Source organism: Rhizobium sp. USDA 3886, from assembly GCF_056279785.1.
Window position 1 is genome coordinate 2358670 of sequence record NZ_JBWCDC010000001.1, and the last position, 23215, is coordinate 2381884.

At 58.8% G+C, this 23215-nt stretch carries 25 protein-coding genes; 1 reads left to right on the forward strand and 24 read right to left on the reverse strand.

Features of this window, described 5'->3' with window-relative positions; all coding sequences use genetic code 11:
* Positions 1–95 precede the first annotated feature (95 nt).
* Positions 96–1028: a LysR family transcriptional regulator gene (locus tag ACZ9BX_RS12110; protein ID WP_476218133.1), complete on the reverse strand. Its 933-nt coding sequence runs from the start codon at positions 1026–1028 to the stop codon at positions 96–98.
* A gap of 95 nt (positions 1029–1123) precedes the next feature.
* On the opposite strand from ACZ9BX_RS12110, the gene ACZ9BX_RS12115 reads away from it, so the two are divergent.
* Positions 1124–1969 carry an NAD(P)H-dependent oxidoreductase gene (locus ACZ9BX_RS12115; protein ID WP_476218134.1) on the forward strand — a complete coding sequence of 282 codons (846 nt, stop codon included), beginning with the start codon at positions 1124–1126 and terminating at the stop codon, positions 1967–1969.
* Here ACZ9BX_RS12115 and ACZ9BX_RS12120 read toward each other — a convergent pair.
* From ACZ9BX_RS12120 to ACZ9BX_RS12230, 23 genes are all read right to left on the reverse strand, one after another.
* Entirely contained in the window at positions 1923–2459 is a 537-nt protein-coding gene (locus ACZ9BX_RS12120; RefSeq protein WP_476218135.1) for a hypothetical protein, read from the reverse strand. The two genes, ACZ9BX_RS12115 and ACZ9BX_RS12120, sit on opposite strands and share 47 nt — an antisense overlap.
* Positions 2459–2824 (reverse strand): hypothetical protein, encoded by a 366-nt coding sequence (locus ACZ9BX_RS12125; RefSeq protein ID WP_476218137.1) that lies wholly within the window; start codon positions 2822–2824, stop codon positions 2459–2461. The genes ACZ9BX_RS12120 and ACZ9BX_RS12125 overlap by 1 nt, the downstream gene beginning before the upstream one ends.
* Positions 2825–2835: 11 nt before the next feature.
* The gene (locus tag ACZ9BX_RS12130; protein ID WP_476218139.1) at positions 2836–3399 is read right to left on the reverse strand and encodes a rod-binding protein; all 564 of its coding nucleotides are present in this window, start codon (positions 3397–3399) and stop codon (positions 2836–2838) included.
* Between the two features lie 31 nt (positions 3400–3430).
* Complete coding sequence (locus tag ACZ9BX_RS12135) at positions 3431–3844, reverse strand: hypothetical protein (protein WP_476218141.1); 414 nt, start codon at positions 3842–3844, stop codon at positions 3431–3433.
* 5 nt (positions 3845–3849) lie between these two features.
* Positions 3850–4602, reverse strand: a complete 753-nt coding sequence (locus ACZ9BX_RS12140; protein ID WP_027509901.1) for a flagellar biosynthetic protein FliR — start codon at positions 4600–4602, stop codon at positions 3850–3852.
* A complete protein-coding gene (gene flhA / locus ACZ9BX_RS12145; RefSeq protein ID WP_132559229.1) occupies positions 4599–6686 on the reverse strand; it encodes a flagellar biosynthesis protein FlhA in 2088 nt (695 codons plus the stop codon). Before flhA ends, ACZ9BX_RS12140 begins: the two co-directional genes overlap by 4 nt.
* A gap of 89 nt (positions 6687–6775) precedes the next feature.
* A complete protein-coding gene (fliQ, locus tag ACZ9BX_RS12150; RefSeq protein ID WP_027509899.1) occupies positions 6776–7042 on the reverse strand; it encodes a flagellar biosynthesis protein FliQ in 267 nt (88 codons plus the stop codon).
* A gap of 75 nt (positions 7043–7117) precedes the next feature.
* On the reverse strand, positions 7118–7543 hold the full coding sequence (gene flgD / locus ACZ9BX_RS12155) for a flagellar hook assembly protein FlgD (protein ID WP_027509898.1): 426 nt from the start codon (positions 7541–7543) through the stop codon (positions 7118–7120).
* Complete coding sequence (gene flbT, locus ACZ9BX_RS12160) at positions 7534–7983, reverse strand: flagellar biosynthesis repressor FlbT (protein ID WP_027509897.1); 450 nt, start codon at positions 7981–7983, stop codon at positions 7534–7536. The genes flgD and flbT overlap by 10 nt, the downstream gene beginning before the upstream one ends.
* A complete protein-coding gene (gene flaF, locus ACZ9BX_RS12165) occupies positions 7980–8327 on the reverse strand; it encodes a flagellar biosynthesis regulator FlaF (RefSeq protein ID WP_027509896.1) in 348 nt (115 codons plus the stop codon). The genes flbT and flaF overlap by 4 nt, the downstream gene beginning before the upstream one ends.
* Positions 8328–8363: 36 nt before the next feature.
* Positions 8364–9410: a flagellar hook-associated family protein gene (locus ACZ9BX_RS12170; RefSeq protein WP_476218145.1), complete on the reverse strand. Its 1047-nt coding sequence runs from the start codon at positions 9408–9410 to the stop codon at positions 8364–8366.
* Between the two features lie 3 nt (positions 9411–9413).
* Positions 9414–10910: a flagellar hook-associated protein FlgK gene (gene flgK / locus ACZ9BX_RS12175; protein ID WP_476218146.1), complete on the reverse strand. Its 1497-nt coding sequence runs from the start codon at positions 10908–10910 to the stop codon at positions 9414–9416.
* Positions 10911–10929: 19 nt separating this feature from the next.
* The gene (locus ACZ9BX_RS12180; RefSeq protein WP_476218148.1) at positions 10930–12240 is read right to left on the reverse strand and encodes a flagellar hook protein FlgE; all 1311 of its coding nucleotides are present in this window, start codon (positions 12238–12240) and stop codon (positions 10930–10932) included.
* Positions 12241–12369: 129 nt separating this feature from the next.
* Positions 12370–13041 carry a transcriptional activator Rem gene (rem, locus tag ACZ9BX_RS12185; protein WP_476218150.1) on the reverse strand — a complete coding sequence of 224 codons (672 nt, stop codon included), beginning with the start codon at positions 13039–13041 and terminating at the stop codon, positions 12370–12372.
* Positions 13042–13322: 281 nt separating this feature from the next.
* Positions 13323–13742: a transglycosylase SLT domain-containing protein gene (locus tag ACZ9BX_RS12190; protein WP_476218152.1), complete on the reverse strand. Its 420-nt coding sequence runs from the start codon at positions 13740–13742 to the stop codon at positions 13323–13325.
* Positions 13733–15271 (reverse strand): flagellar hook-length control protein FliK, encoded by a 1539-nt coding sequence (gene fliK / locus ACZ9BX_RS12195; protein WP_476218154.1) that lies wholly within the window; start codon positions 15269–15271, stop codon positions 13733–13735. Before fliK ends, ACZ9BX_RS12190 begins: the two co-directional genes overlap by 10 nt.
* Before the next feature lies 1 nt (position 15272).
* Positions 15273–16577, reverse strand: coding sequence for a chemotaxis protein MotC (gene motC, locus ACZ9BX_RS12200; RefSeq protein ID WP_476218156.1), 1305 nt, complete (start codon positions 16575–16577; stop codon positions 15273–15275).
* Positions 16578–16581: 4 nt separating this feature from the next.
* Positions 16582–17841: a MotB family protein gene (locus ACZ9BX_RS12205; RefSeq protein WP_476218158.1), complete on the reverse strand. Its 1260-nt coding sequence runs from the start codon at positions 17839–17841 to the stop codon at positions 16582–16584.
* Positions 17838–18476, reverse strand: coding sequence for a hypothetical protein (locus ACZ9BX_RS12210; protein WP_476218159.1), 639 nt, complete (start codon positions 18474–18476; stop codon positions 17838–17840). The genes ACZ9BX_RS12205 and ACZ9BX_RS12210 overlap by 4 nt, the downstream gene beginning before the upstream one ends.
* A 193-nt stretch (positions 18477–18669) precedes the next feature.
* Positions 18670–19623 carry a flagellin N-terminal helical domain-containing protein gene (locus ACZ9BX_RS12215; protein ID WP_476218161.1) on the reverse strand — a complete coding sequence of 318 codons (954 nt, stop codon included), beginning with the start codon at positions 19621–19623 and terminating at the stop codon, positions 18670–18672.
* 300 nt (positions 19624–19923) lie between these two features.
* Positions 19924–20829 (reverse strand): flagellin N-terminal helical domain-containing protein, encoded by a 906-nt coding sequence (locus ACZ9BX_RS12220; protein ID WP_132559211.1) that lies wholly within the window; start codon positions 20827–20829, stop codon positions 19924–19926.
* 246 nt (positions 20830–21075) lie between these two features.
* Positions 21076–21987: a flagellin N-terminal helical domain-containing protein gene (locus tag ACZ9BX_RS12225; RefSeq protein WP_476218164.1), complete on the reverse strand. Its 912-nt coding sequence runs from the start codon at positions 21985–21987 to the stop codon at positions 21076–21078.
* Positions 21988–22271: 284 nt separating this feature from the next.
* Complete coding sequence (locus ACZ9BX_RS12230) at positions 22272–23180, reverse strand: flagellin N-terminal helical domain-containing protein (RefSeq protein WP_027509883.1); 909 nt, start codon at positions 23178–23180, stop codon at positions 22272–22274.
* Positions 23181–23215 lie beyond the last annotated feature (35 nt).

Consider the following 23215-nt stretch of genomic DNA (forward strand, 5'->3'; position numbering starts at 1 on the left):
AGGAAAGTCGCTCGAATTTCGCTGCTGCCGTCAAGGTTTTGTTAAATTTATGCGCCAAAGCAAAACTGTATTGAGGCGCTATTGATGCTCACCGATTAACGCTCCGGCTGTGGCTTCCCGATCCCCGGAATGCCGCCAATCTGCCCGACGAGAAACTCGACCAGCAGCCGGACCCTGGCGACGCCTGCCCGCTCCGGAACGATCAGCATGCTCAGCGGGATGTGCGGCAGCGAATAGTCCGGCAGGATCGCCTCAAGCCGGCCGGCTGCCAGGAGGTCATCGACAAGCCACCGATGGGCGGGTGCGATGCCGCGTCCGGCGACGAGGGCCTCGCGCGCTGCGAGCCCATGGTCGACCCGGAAGCGACCGCCGAACGGCACGGCATGGCGCTCGCCGCTTGGTCCTTGCAGGGCAAGCGTGTCGCTGCCCGCCACGTTCGACATGCGGATGCCCTCATGGGCGGACAAATCCTGCGGGACGGCCGGCCTGCCCCGCGCTGCCAGATAGTCCGGCGCTGCGACCAGTAAGCGCCGCGACTGGCCGAGCGCCCGCAGCTTCATGGAACTGTCGGTGAGCGGGCCTAACCGAAGGGCGATATCGACGCCTTCCCGCACAAGGTCGACGCGCTCATCGGTGAGGCTGAGGTCGATCCCGATATCTGGATAGCGGTCCTGAAACGCGAAGGTCAGCCGGCTGACGTGCAAAACCCCGAAAGCTGCGGTACAGGATATCCGGATCGTGCCGGCCGGCGCGCCGCGCGTCCCCCGCGCCTCATCGCCGGCCTGTTCCACAAGGCGCAGGATCTGGAGGCTATTGGCATAATAACGGCTGCCTTCGTCTGTCAGCGTCACACGCCGGGTGGTCCTACTGAGCAAAGGTACGCCGACGGCCTCTTCAAGCTCCCGCAAATGCCGCGTGACAGTCGACTGACCGACGCCGAACTCGCGCGCAACCGCCGACAGGCTGCCACGCTCGGCAACGCGGACGAAGGTGCGCATACGTTCCAATGTGACGTCTGAATTATCCATTATTCGGCATAATCTTATGCATTATGCACATCTACTGGATGGTTTATGTCCTGTCTACCTATGAGCCAGTTCTCACACTCACAGGATCACTGACCATGAAAGTTCTGCTTGTCTTCGCTCATCCCGAACCGCGCTCGCTCAACGGTGCGCTGCGCGACATCGCCATCAAGGAGCTCGAGGCCCAAGGCCACGAGGTGCGCGTGTCCGACCTATATGCCAAGGGCTGGAAATCCGAGGTCGACCGCGCCGACTTTCCGTCGTTGGCATCCGAGACGCGGTTCATTCCGGCTGCGGCATCCAAGAAGGCTTTTGAAACGGGTGAGCTGACGGAAGACGTCAAGATCGAGATCGATAAGCTTCTATGGGCCGATATGCTGATCCTCCAGTTTCCACTCTGGTGGTTCAGCATGCCGGCCATCCTCAAGGGTTGGGTCGAGCGGGTCTATGCCTATGGGTTCGCCTACGGCGTCGGCGAGCACAGCGACAACCGATGGGGCGATCGCTACGGCGAAGGAACTTTGGCGGGCAAGCGGGCGATGTTGATCGTAACCGCCGGCGGCTGGGAGGAGCATTACTCGGCCCGCGGCGTCAACGGGCCGATCGACGACCTGCTGTTCCCGATCAATCACGGGATCCTTTATTACCCGGGCTATGACGTCCTTCCGCCTTTCGTGGCCTACAGGGTCGATCGTCTCGACGAGGCCGGCTTCGAGCGCGCCGCCGAGCACCTGCGCGAGAGGATGCGCACGCTCGAGTCCACCCTGCCCATCCCCTACCGGCAGCAGAATGGCGGAGACTATCTGATCCCCAGCATGCAGCTCCGCCCCGAGCTGGGCGAACCGGGCGCGTCCGGCTTTGCACTTCACCTGAACGGCGCAGGCGAAGCCGGCGAGACTAGTGGGCAGTGGCCGCCGCAGCTTCAGGCGGCGGGGGCTCGATGATCTTGACCGGATCGGCCGTTTTCCTCTGCTGACCGGAGGCGTTGGCTTTGACGTCGTCCTTGGAAAGGTAGTCGAGCTGCTCCAGCATGACCTCGGAGACATATTCGCCGCCGAGTTTCTCGTTCATGCCTTTCTTGATCGCCTCGCGGAAGGCTTGGGGATCGAAGGATTTCAGCTTGCTGATATCGACCATCTTGTTGCCGACGAGCAGGGTAAAGAGCTCGTCGGTCGTCATTTCGGTCAGTGGCAGGGTCATTCCCTTCACCGTGTCCTTGTTCATCATGAAGGACACCCGCCCGAGGAAATAGCCGGTCACCGCACCATCGCCGATGATCGGAACGGTAATCGTCTCGCCCTTAACAAGCTCGAGCTGGCCCTGTTTCGAATCGTCAGCCGGCGGCGCCGGCGCCGTCGCCAGTTTCACGGAGAAATAGACCGAAGCCAGCGTGATGGCGCAGACCCAGATGCCTGTCAGGACGAGCTTCACCATCAGGCATCACGCGCGACGAACTGTTCCTGGGAATAGGTGCCGTCGGCGTCCGCATCCTGAACGGCGTCCTTCAGAAGGTCGGCAACCGCACGAACGGCTTCGAGATGCGCCTCAACGCGCCGGGCGTTGAGCGTCAGCTTCTGCTTCAGCCCGTGAAGCTGTTCGAGATGCGACGCGGCAAGCTCGGCCGGATCCGTATCGCGAAAGAGCATCGACAGCTCATAAAGGCAGCGGCTCTTGTGCGCATTCGAGACCTTGAGATCGAATTGCGGGTCGCTGCCGATCCGCGTGTTCTCGTTGTCAATGATCATTTCCAGGCGGCCGAGGACCGACTTGATACGATATTCGTTCGAGATGATTTCCATTTTATCCTCGGCTATGCTTCATTATTGATCTTGGCATCCGCCGTCGGCGTGCCGAATGTCTTGCGCTGGAATTCGTCGATCATGCTGAAGGCGACCTTGCGGTCATCCTGGTCCGCCGACGCGTTCACGATGGCGCCTTCCTTCTTGCGAAGAGCCTCGTTATACATCTGCTTGGCTATGCCGACGCCGTCACCTTCGGAGATGACGTTGCCGAGCTGCTCGGCCATCATGCCCTTCCAGATGTCGCCCGTGGCGCCTTTGCCGTAAACCTGCTCGCTGTCGCTGGGCAGCATGTTCTTGATGAAATTCTGAAGCACCATGGCCTCGAACTTCCGGTAGATTTCCGGAATCTCCTCGGTCTTGGCGCGATTCTTGACGTTGTCGAGACCGGTCTTCTCGGTGGCGCCGTCAAGCACGTCGACCTTAGCAGAGAAGCCGTCGCCGTTTTCGGTAAGGCTCGTTGCGCGGAAGGCGGCGCGGCTCGCTTTCAATTTTTCCTGGGCCACCTGAACCTCCATCGGGTCGGCGGCTTTGACAACATCCAGGACCAGATCACTCGGGGGTGAAATAGCCAATGTCACAATCCTCTAAATTAAGTTGTAGGGATTATGGTTTTTGAAGCTTGCTGGAGGCTTGTGTTGCAAATTTCTGATCGATGACGTCGTAGACCGCGTTGTCATCGGCCTCGCGCCTTTCGGCTTCAAGGGCTTCCTTCATGCCCTCTTCCAGCCGGTCGCCCTTTGCCCGCTCGCGCTGCAGGCGCATCTCGTGCAACTGCTGCATGCCGGTCAGTTGCTTGTCCTTCGTGCTCAATCGCTCGAAGCGATCGGCATAGCTTTGCGAAAAAGCGCGATGGACGGGATCCAAGGAGCCGAGCGCCGTGACGACGTTGTCGATCGATTGGTTGACCTCGGTGCGCTGCCGGCTCGTTTCGGCAAGGTCGTATTCCGCCATCTGCTCCAGATGCCGCTGGACTGCGACGAGCCGCTTCAGTTTTTCGGAACGCGTTTTGTCCGTCATCCACGCTACCTTCCGATGAATACGCTCGGGAAGGACTGCGCGTACTGGCTGATCAAGGCGGCAACCGCAAAATAAAACAGGAACAGGCCGCCAAGCAGCATGTAGGGCGTCGAGATGAAATAAACCGGAATCTGCGGCGCCAGCTTGTTGATGAAGCCGATCGAGACGTTGAACATCATGCTATAGATGAGGAACGGGCTTGCGAGCCGGAGCATGATGTAGGTCGTCGATTGCAGCGTATCGGTGAGCGAAATCAGATTGGCGCGCATATCTGCGATGCCGCCGAAGGGCATCGTCGTGTACGAATCGATCAGCGCCCGGAACACGACGTGATGGAAGTCCATCATGAAGAGGATCATCATTCCCGCAAACGTGATGAAGCCGGAAAGACTCGTTTCCACCGAATCTTCGATGATATCCGACGCCCCCGGCGAGGTGTATCCGACCATCATGGCGATGATGCTGGCGGCGAACTGAAAGCCGAGCGTGTAAAAACGTGCCAGCAGGCCGTACATGACGCCGATCAGCGATTCGCTGACGATGAGCCCGATATAGGTCGCGCCGGTATTGCTGACTGCCGGATAGACCGTATCCCAAAGAACCGGCAGCACGGCGATCGACAGGCCGCCGGCGACAAAGACTCTCAGCAATTCCGGCACGCGCGCTGAAGAAAAGCCTGGCATCACAAGGATACAGCCGCCAATCCGGCAGAAAACCAGAAAGAGCGCCAGGACAGTCCCCTGCGGGTCGGAAATCATGAAATAGAGCCCAGAATCTTTATCTCGATGCCCTTGGCAAGTTCGACGTGCGAGAGGACCGGAAGCGTGGCGAACAGCCGTTCGATGATCATGCGCACATAGGAGCGTGTTTCCGGCGACGTGACAAGGGCGAATGGCAACCCGCGATCCATGAATTCACGGATAACCTTCGTTGCCTGCTCGCTGAACTCCTCAAGGCTGCGCGGGTCGATGTCGAATTCGACGACCTCGCCTTTGTTGTCGCGCTTGAGCGCCTGGTGGAAGGCCATGTCCCATTTGCTGCCGAGCCGCAGGACGCGCAATACGCCGTTGTCCGCCAGGTCTCCGCAGAGCTGCTGCGCCATGCGGATGCGCACATGCTCGACGATCTGTTCCGTCTTTCGGACATGTGGAGCAAGCTCGGCCACGGCTTCCAGGATCAGATGCAGGTTGCGGATCGAGACGCGCTCGGCGAGCAGCAGTTTGAGGACGGCCTGCAGGCCCGAATAGGACATATGCGAGGTGCAGATCTCGTCCGCGAGCTTCTTGTATTCGGGATCGAGACGATCGATCAGCACCTTCACGTCCTTGTAGGACAGAAGCTGCGGCAGGTTGTTGCGGATGACCTCGCTCATGTGGGTGAGGACCACCGAGACGTTGTCGATCGGCTGGAACCCTTCGCGTTTCAGGTCCTCTGCGAAAGCCTCGAGAATGGAAACCGCAGGCATACCGAAGGCCGGTTCGCGGATTTCGTCGCCGGGAATGCGTGGCTTGCGGCCGGAACCGGTGACGACCAAGACTTCGCCGACGCGCAGTGCGTTCGACGCCACCGTCGTGCCGTGGATGCGGATCTGGTAGGACTTTTCGGGAATGTTGATATCGTCCGTGACCTTGATCTCCGGAACGACGAAGCCGTATTGCGTCGCAAATTTCTTGCGCATCTTGCCGACGCGGAAGGCGAGTTCCTGATGCGCGCCGAGGAGGCGGGTCGACACCATCTTGCCGAGCGCGAGTTCGATTTCCGAGGTGCGCAGGACCGATTTGACGGAGTCCTTTTCGAGCTCTTTGGTCTGAACGACCTTCTTTTCCTCCTGCTCGCGGCGGACCTTATTTTCCGCTTCGATCTGACGCGGGATGAACCATGCGCCGAATGCCATAAGGCCGCCGAGGGACAGGAACGGAAGCATCGGCAGGCCGGGCATCAGACCCAGGATCGCCATCAGCACGGCTGAGACTGAAAGTGCACGCGGATAACCGCTCAGCTGATTGACGACGGCCTGGTCCGTCGAGCCAACGGTGCCGCCGCGTGAAACGAGAAGGCCAGCGGCCAGGGAGACAATGAGGGCCGGCATCTGAGCGACCAGACCGTCGCCGACCGAAAGCTTGACGAAAACATCGGCTGCTTCGGAGATCGGCATGCCGTGGCGGAAATAGCCGATGATGATGCCGCCGAAGATGTTGATGGAGGTGATGATAAGGCCGGCAACCGCATCGCCGCGGACGAATTTGGAGGCACCGTCCATGGCGCCGAAGAAGGAGCTTTCCTCTTCCAGCTCCTTGCGGCGGCGTTGCGCCTCCTTCTCGTCGATGATGCCTGCCGAAAGATCGGCGTCGATCGACATCTGCTTGCCGGGGATGGCGTCCAAGGTGAAGCGCGCGCCGACTTCCGCAATACGCGTCGCACCCTTGGTGATGACGATGAAATTGATGGTGATCAGGATCAGGAAGACGATCAGACCGATCACGAAGTCACCGGACATCACCAGGCTTGCAAAGCCCGCGATCACACCGCCGGCGGCATCATGTCCCTCATTGCCATGCGAAAGGATCACGCGCGTCGTCGCAATGTTCAGCGACAGCCGCGTCATGGTCGCGATCAGCAGGATGGTCGGAAAGGACGAGAATTCGAGAGGCTTCTGGATCCAAAGGGCAACCATCAGGATCAGAACGGAAAACGCGATCGAAAATGCTAGCCCCAGGTCGATCAGAAATGGCGGAATCGGCAGGAAGAGTACGCAGATGATGACCATGATGCCGAGGGCAAAACCGACATCGCGTAGGCTTGGAGCAGATTTCGGAAGGGGTAGTGCGGGTGGTTGCGCCATTTCGATTCCGTCTCTTCATGAGAGGAGGCAGGTACAGCCCTGCCCAATACGGATCGAGAATTAACCAGCGAAGCTTGCGCGAAGGTGGTTCAGAAGCCGGACTGGATGCGCGAGAAGACCATGTCGGTGAAAATGGAGATCTGGGAGCCCACAAACGGAGCGGATATGCCGACGGTAATGAGAACGGCGACAATCTTCGGAACGAAAGTGAGCGTCGCTTCCTGAATCTGCGTCAGCGCCTGGATCAGCGCGATGACGAGGCCGACGATCATGGCGGCCGCAACCGCGGGACCGGCTGAGATCAGAACGGTCCAGATCGCCGCCTGGAAAAGGTCGAGTGCATCGGCTTCATTCATCGTCAGGCAACCTCATATCGCCTTCCGGTCCGCCCCGCAGAAGCCGGACCGTTATTGCGTTTATTGCAAGTCAGTTCAAGACGACGTGTCTGTCGCCGGCGCTTTATCCGCGAGCGTGATTCCCGCTTGTATGAGAATACTCTTCCCGTCCGTCGTCGTCGCGATAATTCCGTCGGAATACACCTTGACCGAGGCGACGGTGCCTTTGACGGTGCCGTCGGCGCTTTCCATGTACTTGCCGATATAGCTGCCTGCCTGAGTGAGGCTGGAGCTTGCGAGCAGCGTGTCCAGTTTCGTGTTGGTCTGGATCGTCTGCTCGACCTGCGAGAAGCTCGCGAGCTGGGACATCTGTTCGCCGGCGTCCATCGGATCCGTCGGATCCTGGTTCTTCATCTGTGCGATGAGCAGCTGCAGGAAGTTGTCGTAGTTGAGCGTCGCCTTCTGCTGCGCAGTCGTCGTGGTCGACGTCGTGCCGACGTTGGAGACGCCATCTACCGCCATGGTGCGATCTCCTTGCGGATCTGCTCGACCATCGCCGGGTGCATTTCCTGGTTGTTCAGGATACCGTCCTCGATTGTGTAGAGCGCGCGGATGGCCTTCAGGGCATCGAATGCGCGGCCCGTCGAGACGAGGCCATCGATGCGCTTCAGTTCGGCGAGAACCTCCTCGTTCTTGAAGCAGGTCAGCAGCATGGTGATCGACTTGCGGAACATCGTCGTCGACTGCTCCTTGCCTTCCGGATTGATCAGGATCATCTGCGCGATGAAGTAGAGCTGGCGCAGCGGCGTCGTGGCGTCTTCCGGCTGAAGAACATGATTTTCCAGAAGAAATGTCACATCATTCAGGAACTCCAGCGCGACCTTGCGGTCAACGCGCAGGACCGCGCCGTTGATGAAGATCCTCTCTCCGGCTTTAAGCGAAATGCGAAGTGTACTTTTCATTTAAGTCCATCCCTGATGATGGTGGTAACGTCGATAATGCCTTGGTAGTTACTTGACTGACGTCGCCTGATCTTGTCGCATTCCTTCAAAATCCAGATTGCGATCGAAATCAGGTTGGCCCGCAGCTCGATCTCGAGCTGATTGTCGGGGTGCTTGAGATCCTCGACAAAACTCACCCAAACACGCCGGGTGTAGAACAGTGCCTCAACGGATTCCCGGCTGTACTTTTCCTTGTCGCGCGCCAGCGAGAGCAATTCGATTGACCGGTCGAGAACTTGCCGCTCCCGCTCTTTCGCGTCGGTCACCGAGTCTTGCATGACCTCGGCATAAGAGAATTGATACATTCATGCATCCTTCTTTGTATTGCGCGCCTTTGATCATCAAAGGTAGTTCACGAGGCTCAGCTGCTGTATTTTCGATACGATCGTGTAAGCAGTTTCCAGCTGCGTTTCCAAAGTCTTGACGAGGGTCGAAGCTTCCGCCGGATCGACACCCTGGAGGTCCACAACCTTGTTGTTGATGATGGCAGCCTGAGCATCGAGAGCGTCGTTCGCTTTCTCGACACGCTCCTGCGACAGGCCGAGCTGGCTCTGTTGCGATACGAGGCCCGAGGTTGCCTGTGCGGCATAGCCGATGGCGCGTGAGGAAACCGCGTCCATGGCGTCAGTGGAAAGACCCTGGTCGATCAGCGCATTCGTCATGACTGTCGCCATTGCCAGGTAGCGCATGCCGTCGGAATTGGCGTTCGTGGACGAGGTGATGACTTCCGAGTTGCTGATCCGGCTCGTCATGTTCTGGTCGGAAGCCTTGGACCAGCCGGTGGTCGGATTCGTCCACGCGGCAGCGCTGAACATCGGCTCCACGGTGTTGGTCATGAAGGTATTGATTTCAGCCGCCGACAGCGCGCTGACCGGCTTGCCCAGCCCGGTTGCATAGGAGTTCAAATCGGTGACGATCTGCGCCTCGACGGTCGCGCTGCGATCCGTCAGCGGCGGGACATCCGTATTGATGCCGGAAAACAGGTATTCGCCGTTGGTGATCATGTTCCCGGAGTCCATCAGCTGCGAAAGTGCCGCTGCCGAGGACTGGAGGGTCACGGTGATGGCAGTCGAGGCCTGGCTTCCCTTGAGCGCTGTCAGGTTCTTGACCAGAGCGTCGCTGGCCTTCTGCATATCGGCCAACCCGCTCTGGGACATCTCAAGACGAAGATTGACCGTCGAGTTGCTGTCCTTGAACGAGGAGATACGATCAAGTTCGCGCGAATAGTTCACGCTCTTGGCGGCGTCGATGCCGAGCGATACGCCGATATCGGCGTAGGTCTTCGTCGTGGCTTCGATCGAAGCCTTGACCATCTGGTTCTGCGACTGGCGGATCGTCATTCGCATGGCGTTCTGAATGGCTGAACTAGAAATAAAAGAGCTCTTCATGGCTTAACTCGCTATATCCAGCAATGACTTCAACATTTCATCGACGGCGTTCAGAATCTTCGTCGCCGCCTTGTAGGATTGCTCGATGTCGAGAAGCAGCGTCAGTTCCTCGTCTAGGTTGACGCCGGTCTCGTTGGAATAGGCCTCGTCGGACCGGGAATACGCTGCCGCGGTGATCTCCGCAGCGCCACTTGCGTCGCTGCGGTACTGTTCGAACCAGCCGATCGAGTTCGACGAGAAATCCATGATGCTAACGTTCGAATCGATGCCCGTTGCCGAGTTGAAGCCGATGACGCCGGCGCCTGGATCGAAATCCATCTTGGCGCCCATGGCCGTGTAGAGCTTGTCGAGCTGCGCGGTGTAGCCGCCGTTAGCGGCGGCATTCTGATTGAAGGCGGCGCCGTTGATCGAACCGTCACGCAGCTTCATCGGATCGCCGCCCAGAGAGGTCACCACCGCCGGATTGACCGAGATGGAACCGGCAATGCCGTCGATGATCGTGGCCGTCGTCGGCGTTCCGCCGGCAGCACCGCTCGGCAAGGTCCAGGTAAAGAGACCCGGCTGCGTGCTGGTTGCAGTCGTGTTCGTTTCCGAAAACAGGGCGACGAGGCCTTTGGCGATTTCGTCGAGCTGGGATTGGAATGTCGGTGCGACCTCGTCGCGAAGCTGGAGGAGCGCCTGGAGACTGCCCTGCGCCGACGTCGTACCGCCAGAACCCTTGCCGAGCGCCACGCCATCGATGTAAACGCCGTTGCCGTCGGTGGAGGCGCCGTAGCTCTGGGTCGGCTTGAACGTCACCGTGCGCGGAATGGTCTCGAAAAGCGTCACCCCGTCCGAGGTGTAGAGCACCATGTCATTGTTATCGCGCGTAACAGTGGTGACGCCCACAATCCCCGAAATCTGCTTGAGCAAGGCATCGCGCTGATCGAGCGCTTGCGACGGATCGGCACCGGAGGACGTGGCGGACTTGACGGCGTTGTTCGCGGTCTCGAATTGCGCCAGAAGCTCATTCAGCTCCTCGACGGAATTCGCAATCGATTTGTCGGCATTCGTCCGCACCTGCTGGACGGCGCTGGTCGCATTGTTGAGCGAGTTCACGACGTCCTGTGCTGCCGTGATCGCCCCCTGGGCCGCAATCGTGCTGTTCGGCGCGGCTCTGAATGCACTAAGTTTGTCGCGGAAGGCAGCCAGATAGGTTGAGGGTGCCGTCTCGTATGCGTTGCCGCCGATGACCGACTTGATGTCTTCGAGACCATTGAGAAGGGTCTGCTGCGCACTGTCCTGAGAATTGCTCTTCAGATACTGCCGCAGGAGAGCGTCCTCCTGCGCGCGGTTGATCTTGACCACCTGCGCGCCGTTCAACGAGGTGGTGAGCATCGCCTGCCGACGCACATAATCCCTATTGCCGGCATTGGCGATATTGTTCGATACGACGCTGCTCTGAGCGCCCGTATTGTTGAATATGCTCTGTGCCGTATTAAGTGCGGAAGTGAGCGACATGGCTTAGCCGTTACCTTACTTATCTCTTGAGGTTGACGAGAACGTCCATCAAGTCCGAACCCGTCTGGAACACCTTCGAGTTTGCCGTATAGCTGCGCTGCGACTCGATCATTTCCGTCAACTCGCCCGCCATATCGACGTTCGAGCCTTCGAGAGCGCCCGACTGAATCTTGCCGAAGCCGCTTGTCTGCGGGAAGCCGGTGACGGTAACGCCGGACCTGCCGTTTGCCGAGTAGACGTTGCCGGACATCAGCGTCAGCAGGTCGGGGCTCGGGACCGTTGCGAGCGGAATTTGGAAGATCGGCTTGGTACTGCCATCGTCATACTTGGAATACACCACGCCATCGGCGTCGATCGTGATGTCGATCGGAGAATTCGCGCCCTGTCCATCCACGTTGCCCGTGCCGGAGAAGTTGTCGCCGACCTGGGAAAGATCGAGGCTCATATTGATGGTGAGACCAGTCACCGGATCGACAATGTCCGTGGTGCCGGTGTGCGTCGCATCTGTCAGCATCTGCCCCGAGCTGTTGAAATATACCCGCTTCACGTCAACGGCGGGAGAAGTGTACGGGAAGGAGCTCGTGCCGGTCGCGGCCTTGTCGGCATTGCGGAATACGGCCATTTCCCATTCGTAGGCGGTGCCAGTCGGCGGCAGCGGCGCTGCGGCCGTGACCGGAACCTTCGTGAAATAGATATCGTACATCACCTTGCTGCCGAGCTTGTCATAGGTGACGATCGAGTATTTCTGCGTGTCGGATGTGGCCGTTGCGGCGTTTGCGCTCGGAAGGTTGGCAGGAACGGTCACGATGGGCGAGGACGGTTTGAGGTTGCCCGTCCACGTCCCATTCGCCGTCGGCACCGCTTCCAGCTTCTGATCGCCGAGGACATTGATCGGAACGAGACCATCGAAGCCGTTGACGACGACAGCCGGAGCAGAAGCACCGTAGGGATAACCCATCAGCGTGTAGCCTGCCGAATTGACGAGGTTGCCTTCGTCGTCCTTCGTGAAGTCGCCGGCGCGGGTCAGGACCGGCGTGCCGTCTGCGCCTTCCACGATGAAGAAGCCGTCGCCGGAGATGGCGAGGTCATAACCCGAAGTCGTGTAAGAGATGTCGCCCTGATCGGAAACAGCCTGACGGACGGACGTCTGCACACCACCGGAATTGTAGTTGCCTGCCGTGGACGGCAGGACGAGGGAGGAGAAAGCCGTAGAGACGGCCTTGTAGCCCGTGGTGTTTGCGTTCGCGATGTTGTCGGCAACGGTGCTCAGGCGGTTTGCCTGTGCATTCATGCCGGACACTGCCGTCTTCATGCTGCCAAAAATGCTCATCTGAAAACCCCGTTTTCCTTGATAGCTTGGAGAGTATTTGGCGGGCCTTGCGTGAAGCTGTCTGTAGCGGAGCTGCCGGATCGAAATATTGAAGGCACGTTTCCGCGAGCCAGGCCCGCCGCTGAAAAATCAGTTCCAGTCGATGCAGTAGCCAAGGAAGCGCTTCGAATCGATCGGGTCGACGCCGAGCGTCTTGCGCAGCTTCTTGCGCAGCTTGGAGATATGACTTTCAACGACGTTTTCTTCGACTTCCTCGTCGAAGATGCCGTAGATGGCGTTGAATATCTGGGTCTTGGTGACGCGGCGGCCGCGATTGGCGATCAGGTATTCCAGAATGCGGCGTTCGCGGCGGGGAAGCGCAAAGACTTCGCCGTTGATTTCCGGATCCCGGCCGTCCGAAAAGACGCGGATCGCGCCGATATCGGTGTGGGTCGAAATCGCCTTCAGGCGGCGACGGATTGCCGCGGCGCGCGCCAGGATTTCGCGGGGGTGGACCGGCTTGCGGACAACGTCGTCGACGCCGCAATCAAAAAGTGCAAGGGTGTTTTCGAGCGAATGCTGGTCGCTGACCGCGATCACCGGCGCCTGGGAGCGATCCCTTATCGCCCGCGGCAGCTCAAACATTTGCTGGCCTTGGCCGATCAGGAAAGCTTCGACGGCCGCTATATCGGAATCCGCCGCCGTTTGCACCCACTCGCCAAATTCGCCTGGATCAAAGCCGGTTGAGGGAATGCCCTCCCGGCCAAATAATGATGTGTAACCATCTTTCACGAGCTCACGCTCATCAACCACTACGATCATTCGTCCGCCTCCGAATCAGTGTGGCACCTCAATGATCTATGGGTACGAATCGCACGAATCTGGGACAAGCTGCTGGAACTTAATGGCAGGAATTAATAGTTGATTAAGAATTGGGTCCCGATTTGATCTATATGTAGTATGCCTTGTCGGTTACGCACACAAAAATTTCGTGGAAAAGTTAACAGGCGGTAAATTAGTCCTTGTGCATCCAATTTTCGGCCAATTCCTGCCACATTATGGCACGATTCCGTTTTGTTCACGGTTTACTATTTTTGATTGCATCAGTTCCGGCAGAAGTTACTCGCATTGGGAGTCCACTTGCCATAGCCAGTGGCGACCAGATTGGCGATCACGCGGCAGACATACCGCTTCTGCGCAGGGTCGTTGTTCGGTCCGGCGTGGTATCTCGCTACCGCCATCGTCCAGGTTTCATGCCGGTCATGAAGATTACGGAGGAACTTCGCCGCATATTCGACATTGCGGTGCGGGTCGAACATAGCTTCCGCCGAGCTGAAATTCTCTCCATGAAAGTAATGGTTGATCTGCATGCAGCCGATGTCGATGAGCTTGGCTCCGCTTTTGCGCGCCGAATAGAACTGCATCATGGCGTCCTGCTCGGACGGCGGAAAGACTGCCTTGCCTTCTATATTGAGCGCAAAAGGATAGAGCGACCCCTTGCGTCCGGTCTCCGTCAGGCCCACGGAATAGAGAATGCCTTCCGGTATGCCGTATTTGGCGGCAGCGGATTGGATTTCGTTTTCGCAGGCTCCGTTGGAGGCGCTCGCCTCAGAGGTAAACGCCCGCCAGGAGTACTGCCGCCAATGGCGCCAGAAGCAATATCTTCAACATCGGTCCCCCCTGCATCGCTGAAGCCTCCATTGCCGCGCTGTGCCGTCTGAGTGTGGCGCTCGCGTGCCTCACCGCCCTGCCCCTGCTGCAGAGATTGCTGCTGGGAAGACTGCTCTTGCGCATTTGCCTGGCTGCCCGCAGCCGGCTTTTCGACCGGCGCCATGCTGATGGTGACGTTGTCGATGACATAGCCCTGGCTGCGGAGCGCCTCGACGATCTTGCCATGGTCCTCCTTGAGCTGCCTATAAGCCGCACCGGTTTCGACCTTCAGATCGACGTTCAGGGCATCGCCGGAAAGGCGCATCGTTGCCGTCACGAGGCCGAGGTCGATCGGCGTCATCTGGATCTTGAGGGTGTTAACCACCTTGCCAGTGCTCGTCCATTCGGCGGCATTCGAGAGCGCGGAGCCCGGCTGCATTGCGCGCGTCCACTCGCTGTCACCGAGGATTGAAGCAGTCACGGATGCGGAATTCTGCGCGAGGCCGATATAACGGCGCGAATCGAGAACCGTGACGTTTTCGATATCGCTCTTCGCCTTGCCGGCGGGCGCTTCCTGATCAGCACCGATATGGATGTCCATGGACTCGCCGCGGCCGTCGGCGCGGCTCAGACGGAACGTCTTGCCGTCGAGATTGGCTGCGCCATCAACGGCCGGCATCTGCGCGTCGTCCTTGCCGGCGCTGATCGCTGCCAGGGCATCGGCCGCGGGCGCGATACCGGTGTCACGGCCATGGAGGTTGGCACCCTTCTCCTTGCCAACGCTATCGTCCTTCGCATTCACATGGACCGCGGACAGGAGTGCCGCAGGGATTGCGGCAACGGAGGTATCCTTGTTCAGAAGCCCAAGCGCATCGGCGGCAGAGGTCGTGTCCGAGAGCGAGTCTTCATCGTCTCCGGCCGTACTCTCCAAAGCTTTATCCGGCTTGGCGCCCTTTGCAGCCTGCGCTTTCGCGTCTTCCACGACCTTGCCGGTATCCCCCTTGGCGTGGAACTTCACCGAAGCCGTATCGACGCGGCCCTTTACCTGTTCGTTGCCGGATTTGCCCGTGGCAGTCGCAATCGTCTGCGGCTGCACCGCGGCCTGTTGCTTCAAAGATGCGTCACTGAGTGCGATCATCGGTTTGCTGCGGGCACGCTCTCGCAGGTTAAGAGCGACGATATCGGCGGCGCTTTCATCGCCGGCCGTCTGGGGGTCTTCAGCCGTGGATGTCTTTGCGGTCTCGTCGTCGGCGTTTTTTTGAGAATTGCTTCCGGCCTTGGAGAGCACGTCCGAGAAGCCACCCTTGCCGGCGTCGTCGCCCGTTGCTGCGTGGCCATTGCCTCTAGCAGGCTGCGGCGCTTCCGTTGCGGCCGCTCCGCTCAAAACGTTGATATCGATCATTTCAATTGCTCTCTTGGCTCAAGAGACCGTCGATTTCATCGAGTTTCGAACGGCTCGTCGTCACAAAGGATTTGAATGACGGGTCAGCCTCCTGCTTCGCGCCGTCCGGCATCAGCGCCGGCGCCGCCCCATCGTCAACAGGCTCGGAGGGCGCCGCGATCTGTGCGGGTTGCGATCCGCCTACCGCAGAAGCGGCGGCCTGTTCAGAAGTGATTTCTTCATTAGCAGGTTTAGATTCGGACGCTTGCGTCAAGCTTGCCGGATCCGGCGGCTGCAACACCTGTTCCGCAATTGATTTGGCCGCAGCGCGTAGCGCGCGGTCGCGCGGGGAGAGCTCGCTGTCGGCAACGCTGCTGATGCTCTTTGCGGCAGCGTCCACATCAGGCGTGGAGACGGAGGCCATGTTGCCGTAAAAATCGGCGAGCGCGCCGAGCGCATTGTTCGCATCACCGGCAAGCGATTGCGCATATGCGGCCGCCGTTCTGGCAAGCTCCGCCTTGCCGGCAATGCCGGCGGCGCGTGCAATGCGAAGATAGACCTCGCGCCGCCGTGGCTCGTCCATGAAGGAGAGGATGCTGACGACATCCTCCGTCTTCACCTGGTTATGGTCGACGATCAGCTTGACGAAGAGATCAGCGAACTGGCTCGCATAAGGCGAATGGAGGAAGCGCCGCACATAGCGCTGCGAATAGGCAAGCCCCTTCTCGACGAGGCCAGCCTCGACGCAAATCGCCACCGAGCGGCGGAGGGCTGCTTCCTCAACGATGGTACCCGGCGCGGAAAGCCGAGCCTGGTCGTAGAGCTTCAATGCTTCGTCAGGACTCCGCGCCACCATGACATTGCCGCCGACAAGAGCGAGATAGGGGCCGATTTTCTTGTCGCGATATTCGTTGGCAGTATCAACCAACGTCTTTGCGACGAGCAGACCCTTGCCGCTCAGGTATTTGCGCAGGACATCGGTTACGCGACTATCGAAATAGCCGTTCACATCCCGGGCGATGAGATATTCGAGCGTCGCTGGATTGCCGCCGCTCATGGCATAGACGAGGGCCGCATCGACATTGCGGTCATCATCGAAGATCGAGGCGTCCGCAGAACGCAGGCGCTGGTCGACCGTACCGAGCATGAAGCGCTGCATCTCCGCCGCCGAATGGTCGCCGAGGGCGACCGAATCCTGCACGAACTGCAGCGAGCGCAGCATCTTGTACGGTGCCAGGCTCTCCTGCTCCTCACCCGCAGCGACGGCCGGCGAAGCGATCGCCAGTCCGAGAGCTAGGAGAAGATGCCGGTGCTGCGGGCGCGCCATGAGACTATCCTTGATCCGCCTGAACTAGGATTTCGATACGGCGGTTGGCGGCGTTGAACGGATCGTCGGGAAGCTTCAGCCTGCGATCGGCGAAGCCGGAAACCTGGGAGACGCGCTTCTCGTCCACTCCGCCGCGAACGAGCATGTAATAGGCTGCCTGCGCGCGATCCATCGAGAGACTCCAGTTCTCGTTGTCGGCGCCCTTGTATTGACGGCCGTCCGTATGGCCACGGATCACGACTGCGCCCTGACGGCTCTTCAGGATTTCGCCGATCTTCTCCATCACCAGCACCATTTCCTTGCGCGGAACGGCGGACCCGATGTTGAACATGGAGCTGTCGCTCTGATCAGCGATGCTGACGAGCAGCCCGCCTTCGGCTGCCGTAACGGTCAAGCCCTCTGCAAGCTTGCCCGCAACGCCGCTGATCTGCTTGGCGATCTGCTGCTGCAGTTCCTCGGCCTGCTTCTGTTCATCGCCGAGCTTCTCCGCATCGGCCGGCGACGGGTCGCCGGGTTTCCGTTCGTCGGCTGCGCCCGGCTTGTCTTGCGGTTCGCCGGCGGTGGCGGACGCCTGATTCGCGGTCGCGGGCTTCATAGCCTCCGCCTTGGCCAGTTCGGTCGCATCGGGTTTCTTCTCTGGGTCGGCCTCGCCGGCTGCGGCCTGTTCGGCCTTGTCCGTTTGTGTGACCTCGACCTGCTTCGTCCAGAAGTCCGGATCGAACGGATCGCGATATGCTTGGCCACCATCCGCACCGGTTGCAGGGCCGGAATCGCTCGCCCCGCCCTCGCCTTTCGCGCTGACATTTGCCTGCTGGCCGACTTCCTGGGCGATTTCAGCAAGGACCGAATAGGGATTCTCGAAGAAATCGGCTTCGGAGTAATTCGTCTGGTCGCCCGAGGTCGATGTCTGATCGTCGCCGTTTGCTGCGGACGCACCCTTGGTAGGTTCGTCCTCCTTCTCCTTCGACTTGTCCTGCTTCTCCTGGCCATCGGCCTGATCGACAGGCTTCTTCAAGCCCTTTTCGGTGGGCTTTTCATCGGCGAGTTTGATCGGATTGAAATAGGTGGCGACCGAGGCCTTGGTTTCCTCGTTCGCCGCGTTGACCAGCCACATGACGAGGAAGAACGCCATCATCGCTGTCATGAAGTCGGCATAGGCGATTTTCCACGCACCGCCATGTGCGCCGTCATGATCGCCGCCGCCGTGCCGCTTGACGATGATGACTTCGTTCCTGCCGTGGTGGTGGTTTTCGCTTTCGCTCATGCAAGAACTTTCTTCAGGCTGGCAGACCAGGCGGAAATGCGCGTGACCAGCACGGAATCACCAACTTCAACGGCAAGATCGACATCATCGCTCTCCTGATGACGCAACAGATCCGGCCTTTCACCCATTTCGGCCTTCAGTAATTCGAAGAGCCGCACCGGGCCTTTGACCGTCATCGAGCCTGCCGCGCCTTCCGAAATCGCTTCGCGCAACAAGGTCGCAAGACTTGAGACCGCCTGAGCCGTGAGCGCTTCCGTCAACACCGGCGCAACCGCCTTTGCGGTCGCCGCGCTCACGAGATTTGCGACCTCGGCGGCGATCTCATCGAGACGGCGCGCAATCACAGCTGCCGTCTCTTCTTCGTGTCTTGCCGTCAGCTCTTCGATCTCGCGCTGGTGCACAAGAGCGACTGTCTGAGCCTCCAGCTCGTATTTTTCCGTCAGCTCGACTGTTGCCGCGGCATAGCCCTCGCCATAGGCCACGCGGCGCTCGGCTTCGAGATCGACCGGAGGTTCTTCCGGGATGTCCGGCAAGCCGCCGAAGACGTCATCTGCGAAACTGTCCTTGTCGACCGGCGGCGCGGCAGGTTTCGTCTCACCGAAGTCCTTCAAATACCGGGAAAGCATAGCGCTCATCAAAACCACCCGGCATCTGCAATCAATTCCGACATGCGCGCCCCGCTTGCACGAACCAAATCCTCACGCCGGCAACGAACACGAAGGCATTCTTCAGCCCTCGGCACAGGTCACAGCGTCTCTTGTTCAGACTAGAAAGCCAAACTTGCGCGAGGATGAATGGCAGGCTTTTCGCCTGCCGTTCAGGCTGACACTACTCGAGCAGGATCAGGACCTTGCTCGCGGACGTATTCATGATCGAAAGTGCTTCGGTTGCCATGTCACGTGCCGTTTGAGCTGCGGACAGGCGGATCGACGCTTCGTCCATATCGGTATCGACAAGGGCGCCGATACTGGTCTTCAGCGATTTCGAGAGCGTGGCGACGAAATCCTGCCGGTCTTCGATACGCGCATTCATCGTGCCGAGACCTGCGGCGGCCGTATTGAGGCTGGAGAGGATATTGTCCAATACCGTCAGCATGTCCTGCAAGTCCTGCGACGTCGAACTCGCGGAAATCGATATTTCAGTACCGGTCGCCGGTGTCGTCGAGCCTGCATCGAGCAGATAGTAGTTGCGGGCCGGTACGGCATCCGGATCGGCATTGATCGATTTCGTCAGCAGACCGCGGCTGGCATCGTTCGTGTCGATCATGATCGTATTGGCCGCCGGATAGGTAATATTCTGCGGGTAATATTCACCGTTCGAGCCCCGGACGAAGCCGCCGATGACCGATCGCTGCGCGGGCGCCGTCGCGTCCCGGTTCAGGAGCCAGTTCTCGCCGGAAAAGTTGACGGAGTTTACGGCGCTTTCCAATTGCGTCTTATACTGCTCCATCGTGACGCTGAGCTTGTCGCGATCGTTGGCCGGGTCGGTCGCTGATACGACGGTCTTGCGGATCTCGGAAACCACATCGATCAGTGATGTCATTGCCGTATAGGCGGTATCGACCTTCGCGGCACCGAGACCGAGCGCATCGCCGATCGTCTTCAACGCATTCTCGTCTGACCGCAAGGTCGTTGCGGAAGCCCAAGAGGATGCATTGTCCGCCGCCGTCTGGACGCGCAGCTCCGATGATACCTGCCGCTGAACGGTATCGGCTTCCTTGCTAACGCCGCGAAGAACAGTGAGCACGTTCAACGCGCCTACGTCTGTGATCGTGTAGGCCATCGATAAATCCCTGAAACGAAATGAATGGGACAGGCCGGATTGCCGGCAGCGACTTAACTGGCTTCATGCCGCCGGCTGGTCCCTCCAGGCCGGTGTGTCGCAAACAAATCAACTCTACAATGACGTTAACCCGACATTCACCTTGACGGCAAGAGGTTGAAAGCGCTCGCCGAACGCGCTGGCAAGCTTGACGCAAGCTCTTGATTTCCAAAACCGAAATCGCGCCAAAGCGGCGCGATTTGCTGTCTGTCGATGCGGCTGTGGATCGCCGCATGAATGGTTGTAGCTTCAATCGGAAGCTTAATTTTGGAAGAGCGACAAAATATTCTGCGCGCTGGAATTCGCAATCGACAGCGACTGGATCGCAAGCTGCTGCTGTGTCTGCAGCGCCGTTAGCTTGCTGGACTCTTCTTCCATGTTCGCATCAACGAGACGGCCGACGCCTGAATCGATCGAATCGCTCAGAGCCGAGACGAAGCCTTCCTGCAGCTGGATGCGCGTCGAAATCGAGCCAAGCTGGGAGGCTGCTCTTGTCATCGCCTCAAGGCCGAGTTCAACCGCCGTGAGCGCCAAGGAAATTCCATCCGTTCCGAAGGATGTAATGTCCATCGAGTAGATGGAACCGATGGTGCCGTTCGAGGAACCGATGATACCGGTCGAGGTTTCGATCGCGCCGCCGCTCATCCCGAACAGAACGTTGCCGGTCGATGAGGAGTCGAGCTTATAATCGGTGGTGGTAACGGATGTGTTTCCGTTGCCATCGCGGACGAAAGAGGAGACAACGCTTTTGGTCTCGCTGCCTGCGACCCAGTTTTCGCCGGAGAAGGATGCGGATTGCGCAATGCTGAGGAGCTGCGCCTGCAGCTGCTTGATCTCTTCCTGGATTTTGGTTCTGTCGACACCCTTTTCGGTCGCAGCAACCAGCTTGGCCTTGATTTCGGTCACAACGTCGACGGCGCTGTCCATGGCGGAATAGGCGGTATCGACCTTGGCGGCACCAAGCCCGAGAGCGTCGGAGACAGCCGAAAGCGCCTTGTTGTCGGAGCGCATGGTTGTTGCGATCGACCAATAGGCAGCATTATCGGCTGCCTTTTCTACGCGATAACCAGATGAAACATGATTTTGAGTTTCTTCCAGGCTGTCGTTGATGCCGCGCAGCGTCTGGAGAGCGGCCATTGCCGCGACGTTGGTCAAAATGCTGGTCATAAAATGATTGCCCCTTGTTGGCACACATTCAGGAAGGGACATTCCGGACTACCGGGAGCGGCGGTCAGCTTTCATGCCTGTTAACCGAAAATCAATATTGGTTAACCCGCCGTCTCGTTGAGCGCAGAAGATGCCAAAATGGTTAACAAATGGTTAACGCCAACAGAAAAAGCCGCGCTTCGACGGAGCGCGGCTTCCTGATTGCGGCCCGCCGGCAGCGCCGGCAGGCGATTTTTCGTCGACCTATTAGCCGCGGAAGAGCGACAGGATGTTCTGCGAAGAGGAGTTGGCGATCGAGAGAGACTGGATCGCCAGCTGCTGCTGCGTTTGCAGGGCGCTGAGCTTGGAAGATTCTTCTTCCATGTCGGCATCGACGAGACGGCCGATACCGGAGTCGATCGAGTCGCTCAGAGCCGATACGAAATCGTCCTGTAGTTCAATGCGGGTGGAGATCGAGCCGAGCTCTGCGCCAGCCGAAGTCATCGCCTTCAGTGCGGATTCGACGTTGGACAGAGCCGTCGAAAGCTGGCCCAGCGTGAAGTTGGTGATGTCCATCGAGTAGACGGAACCGGTTGCGCCCGTCGAAGTACCGAGGATGCCGGTGGAGGTTTCGATCGTGCCACCGCTCATACCGAACAGGACGTTGCCCAGCGAGGTGTTGTCGAGCTTGTAATCGGTCATCTTGACCGAAACACCGTTCGAGCCATCGCGAACGAAGGTCGAAACAACGCTCTTCGTGGTGTTATTTGCGCCGGCAACCCAGTTTTCACCGGAGAAGGAAGCCGACTGAGCAATGCTCATCAGCTGTTCCTGAAGCTGATCGATTTCTTCCTGGACCTTGGCCTTGTCGACGCCGTTTTCGGTCGCGGCAACCAGCTTGGCCTTGATTTCGGAAACGACGTCGATGGCGCTGTCCATCGCGGCATAGGCAGTGTCGACCTTGGCAGCACCGAGGCCGAGAGCATCGGAAACGGCCGAAAGCGCCTTGTTGTCGGAACGCATGGTCGTTGCGATCGACCAGTAAGCGGCGTTGTCAGCAGCCTTGCCGACGCGCAGGCCAGACGAAACGTGGTTCTGGGTTTCGCTGAGACCCTGGTTAATGCCACGGAGAGTCTGGAGAGCTGCCATTGCAGCATTGTTGGTAACGATACTCGTCATGTCTATTTGCCCCTTTGGCAGGAAAAACAAGGAAGGGACATTCCGGAATTTTTAGCCGGCCCACCGCGATCAGCATCATGCCTGTTAACCATTTCTATTAAGGTTAACTCGCCGTTTCGATGGGCCTAGAAAACAGCAAGATGGTTAAGGAATGCTGAAGTCAAATAGGAAATTTAGTTAATGAAATCTGAATGTTAAATGCAGTTTGGTTAACCTGTTCTTAAAACATTTCTCGGCCGGGAGTAACCCGGCCGAGAAACCCGTACTTGTCGGTTCGACCGCTCTTAGCGGAAGAGCGACAGGATGTTCTGCGAAGAGGAGTTGGCGATCGAGAGAGACTGGATCGCCAGCTGCTGCTGCGTCTGCAGGGCGCTGAGCTTGGAAGATTCTTCTTCCATGTCGGCATCGACAAGACGGCCGATACCGGAGTCGATCGAGTCGCTCAGAGCCGATACGAAATCGTCCTGCAGCTCAATACGGGTGGAGAGCGAGCCGAGCTCGGCACCAGCCGAAGTCATCGCCTTCAGTGCGGATTCGACGTTGGACAGAGCCGTCGAGATCTGGCCCAACGTGAAGTTGGTGATGTCCATCGAGTAGACGGAACCGGTTGCACCGCTCGAGGTACCGAGGATACCGGTGGAGGTTTCGATCGTACCGCCGCTCATGCCGAACAGGACGTTGCCCAGCGAGGCGTTGTCCAGGATATAGTCGGTGGTCTTGACGGACACGCCATTCGAACCATCGCGAACGAAGGACGAAACAACGCTCTTCGTGGTGTTGTCTGCGCCGGCAACCCAGTTTTCGCCATTGAAGGAAGCCGACTGAGCGATGCTCATCAACTGCGCCTGCAGCTGGCCGATTTCTTCCTGGACCTTGGCCTTGTCGACGCCGTTTTCGGTCGCGGCAACCAACTTGGCCTTGATTTCGGAAACAACGTCGATGGCGCTGTCCATCGCAGTATAGGCGGTGTCAACCTTGGCAGCACCCATACCGAGAGCGTCCGAAACGGCCGAAAGCGCCTTGTTGTCGGAACGCATGGTCGTTGCGATCGACCAGTAAGCAGCGTTGTCGGAAGCCGCGCCAACGCGCAGACCCGTCGAAACGTGGTTCTGAGTCTGGTTCAGGCCCTTGTTGACGTTACGCAGCGTCTGGAGAGCTGCCATGGCAGAGTTGTTCGTATTAATACTTGTCATAAGTCTGTCCCCTAGAAAACTAGATACAAAAAGGA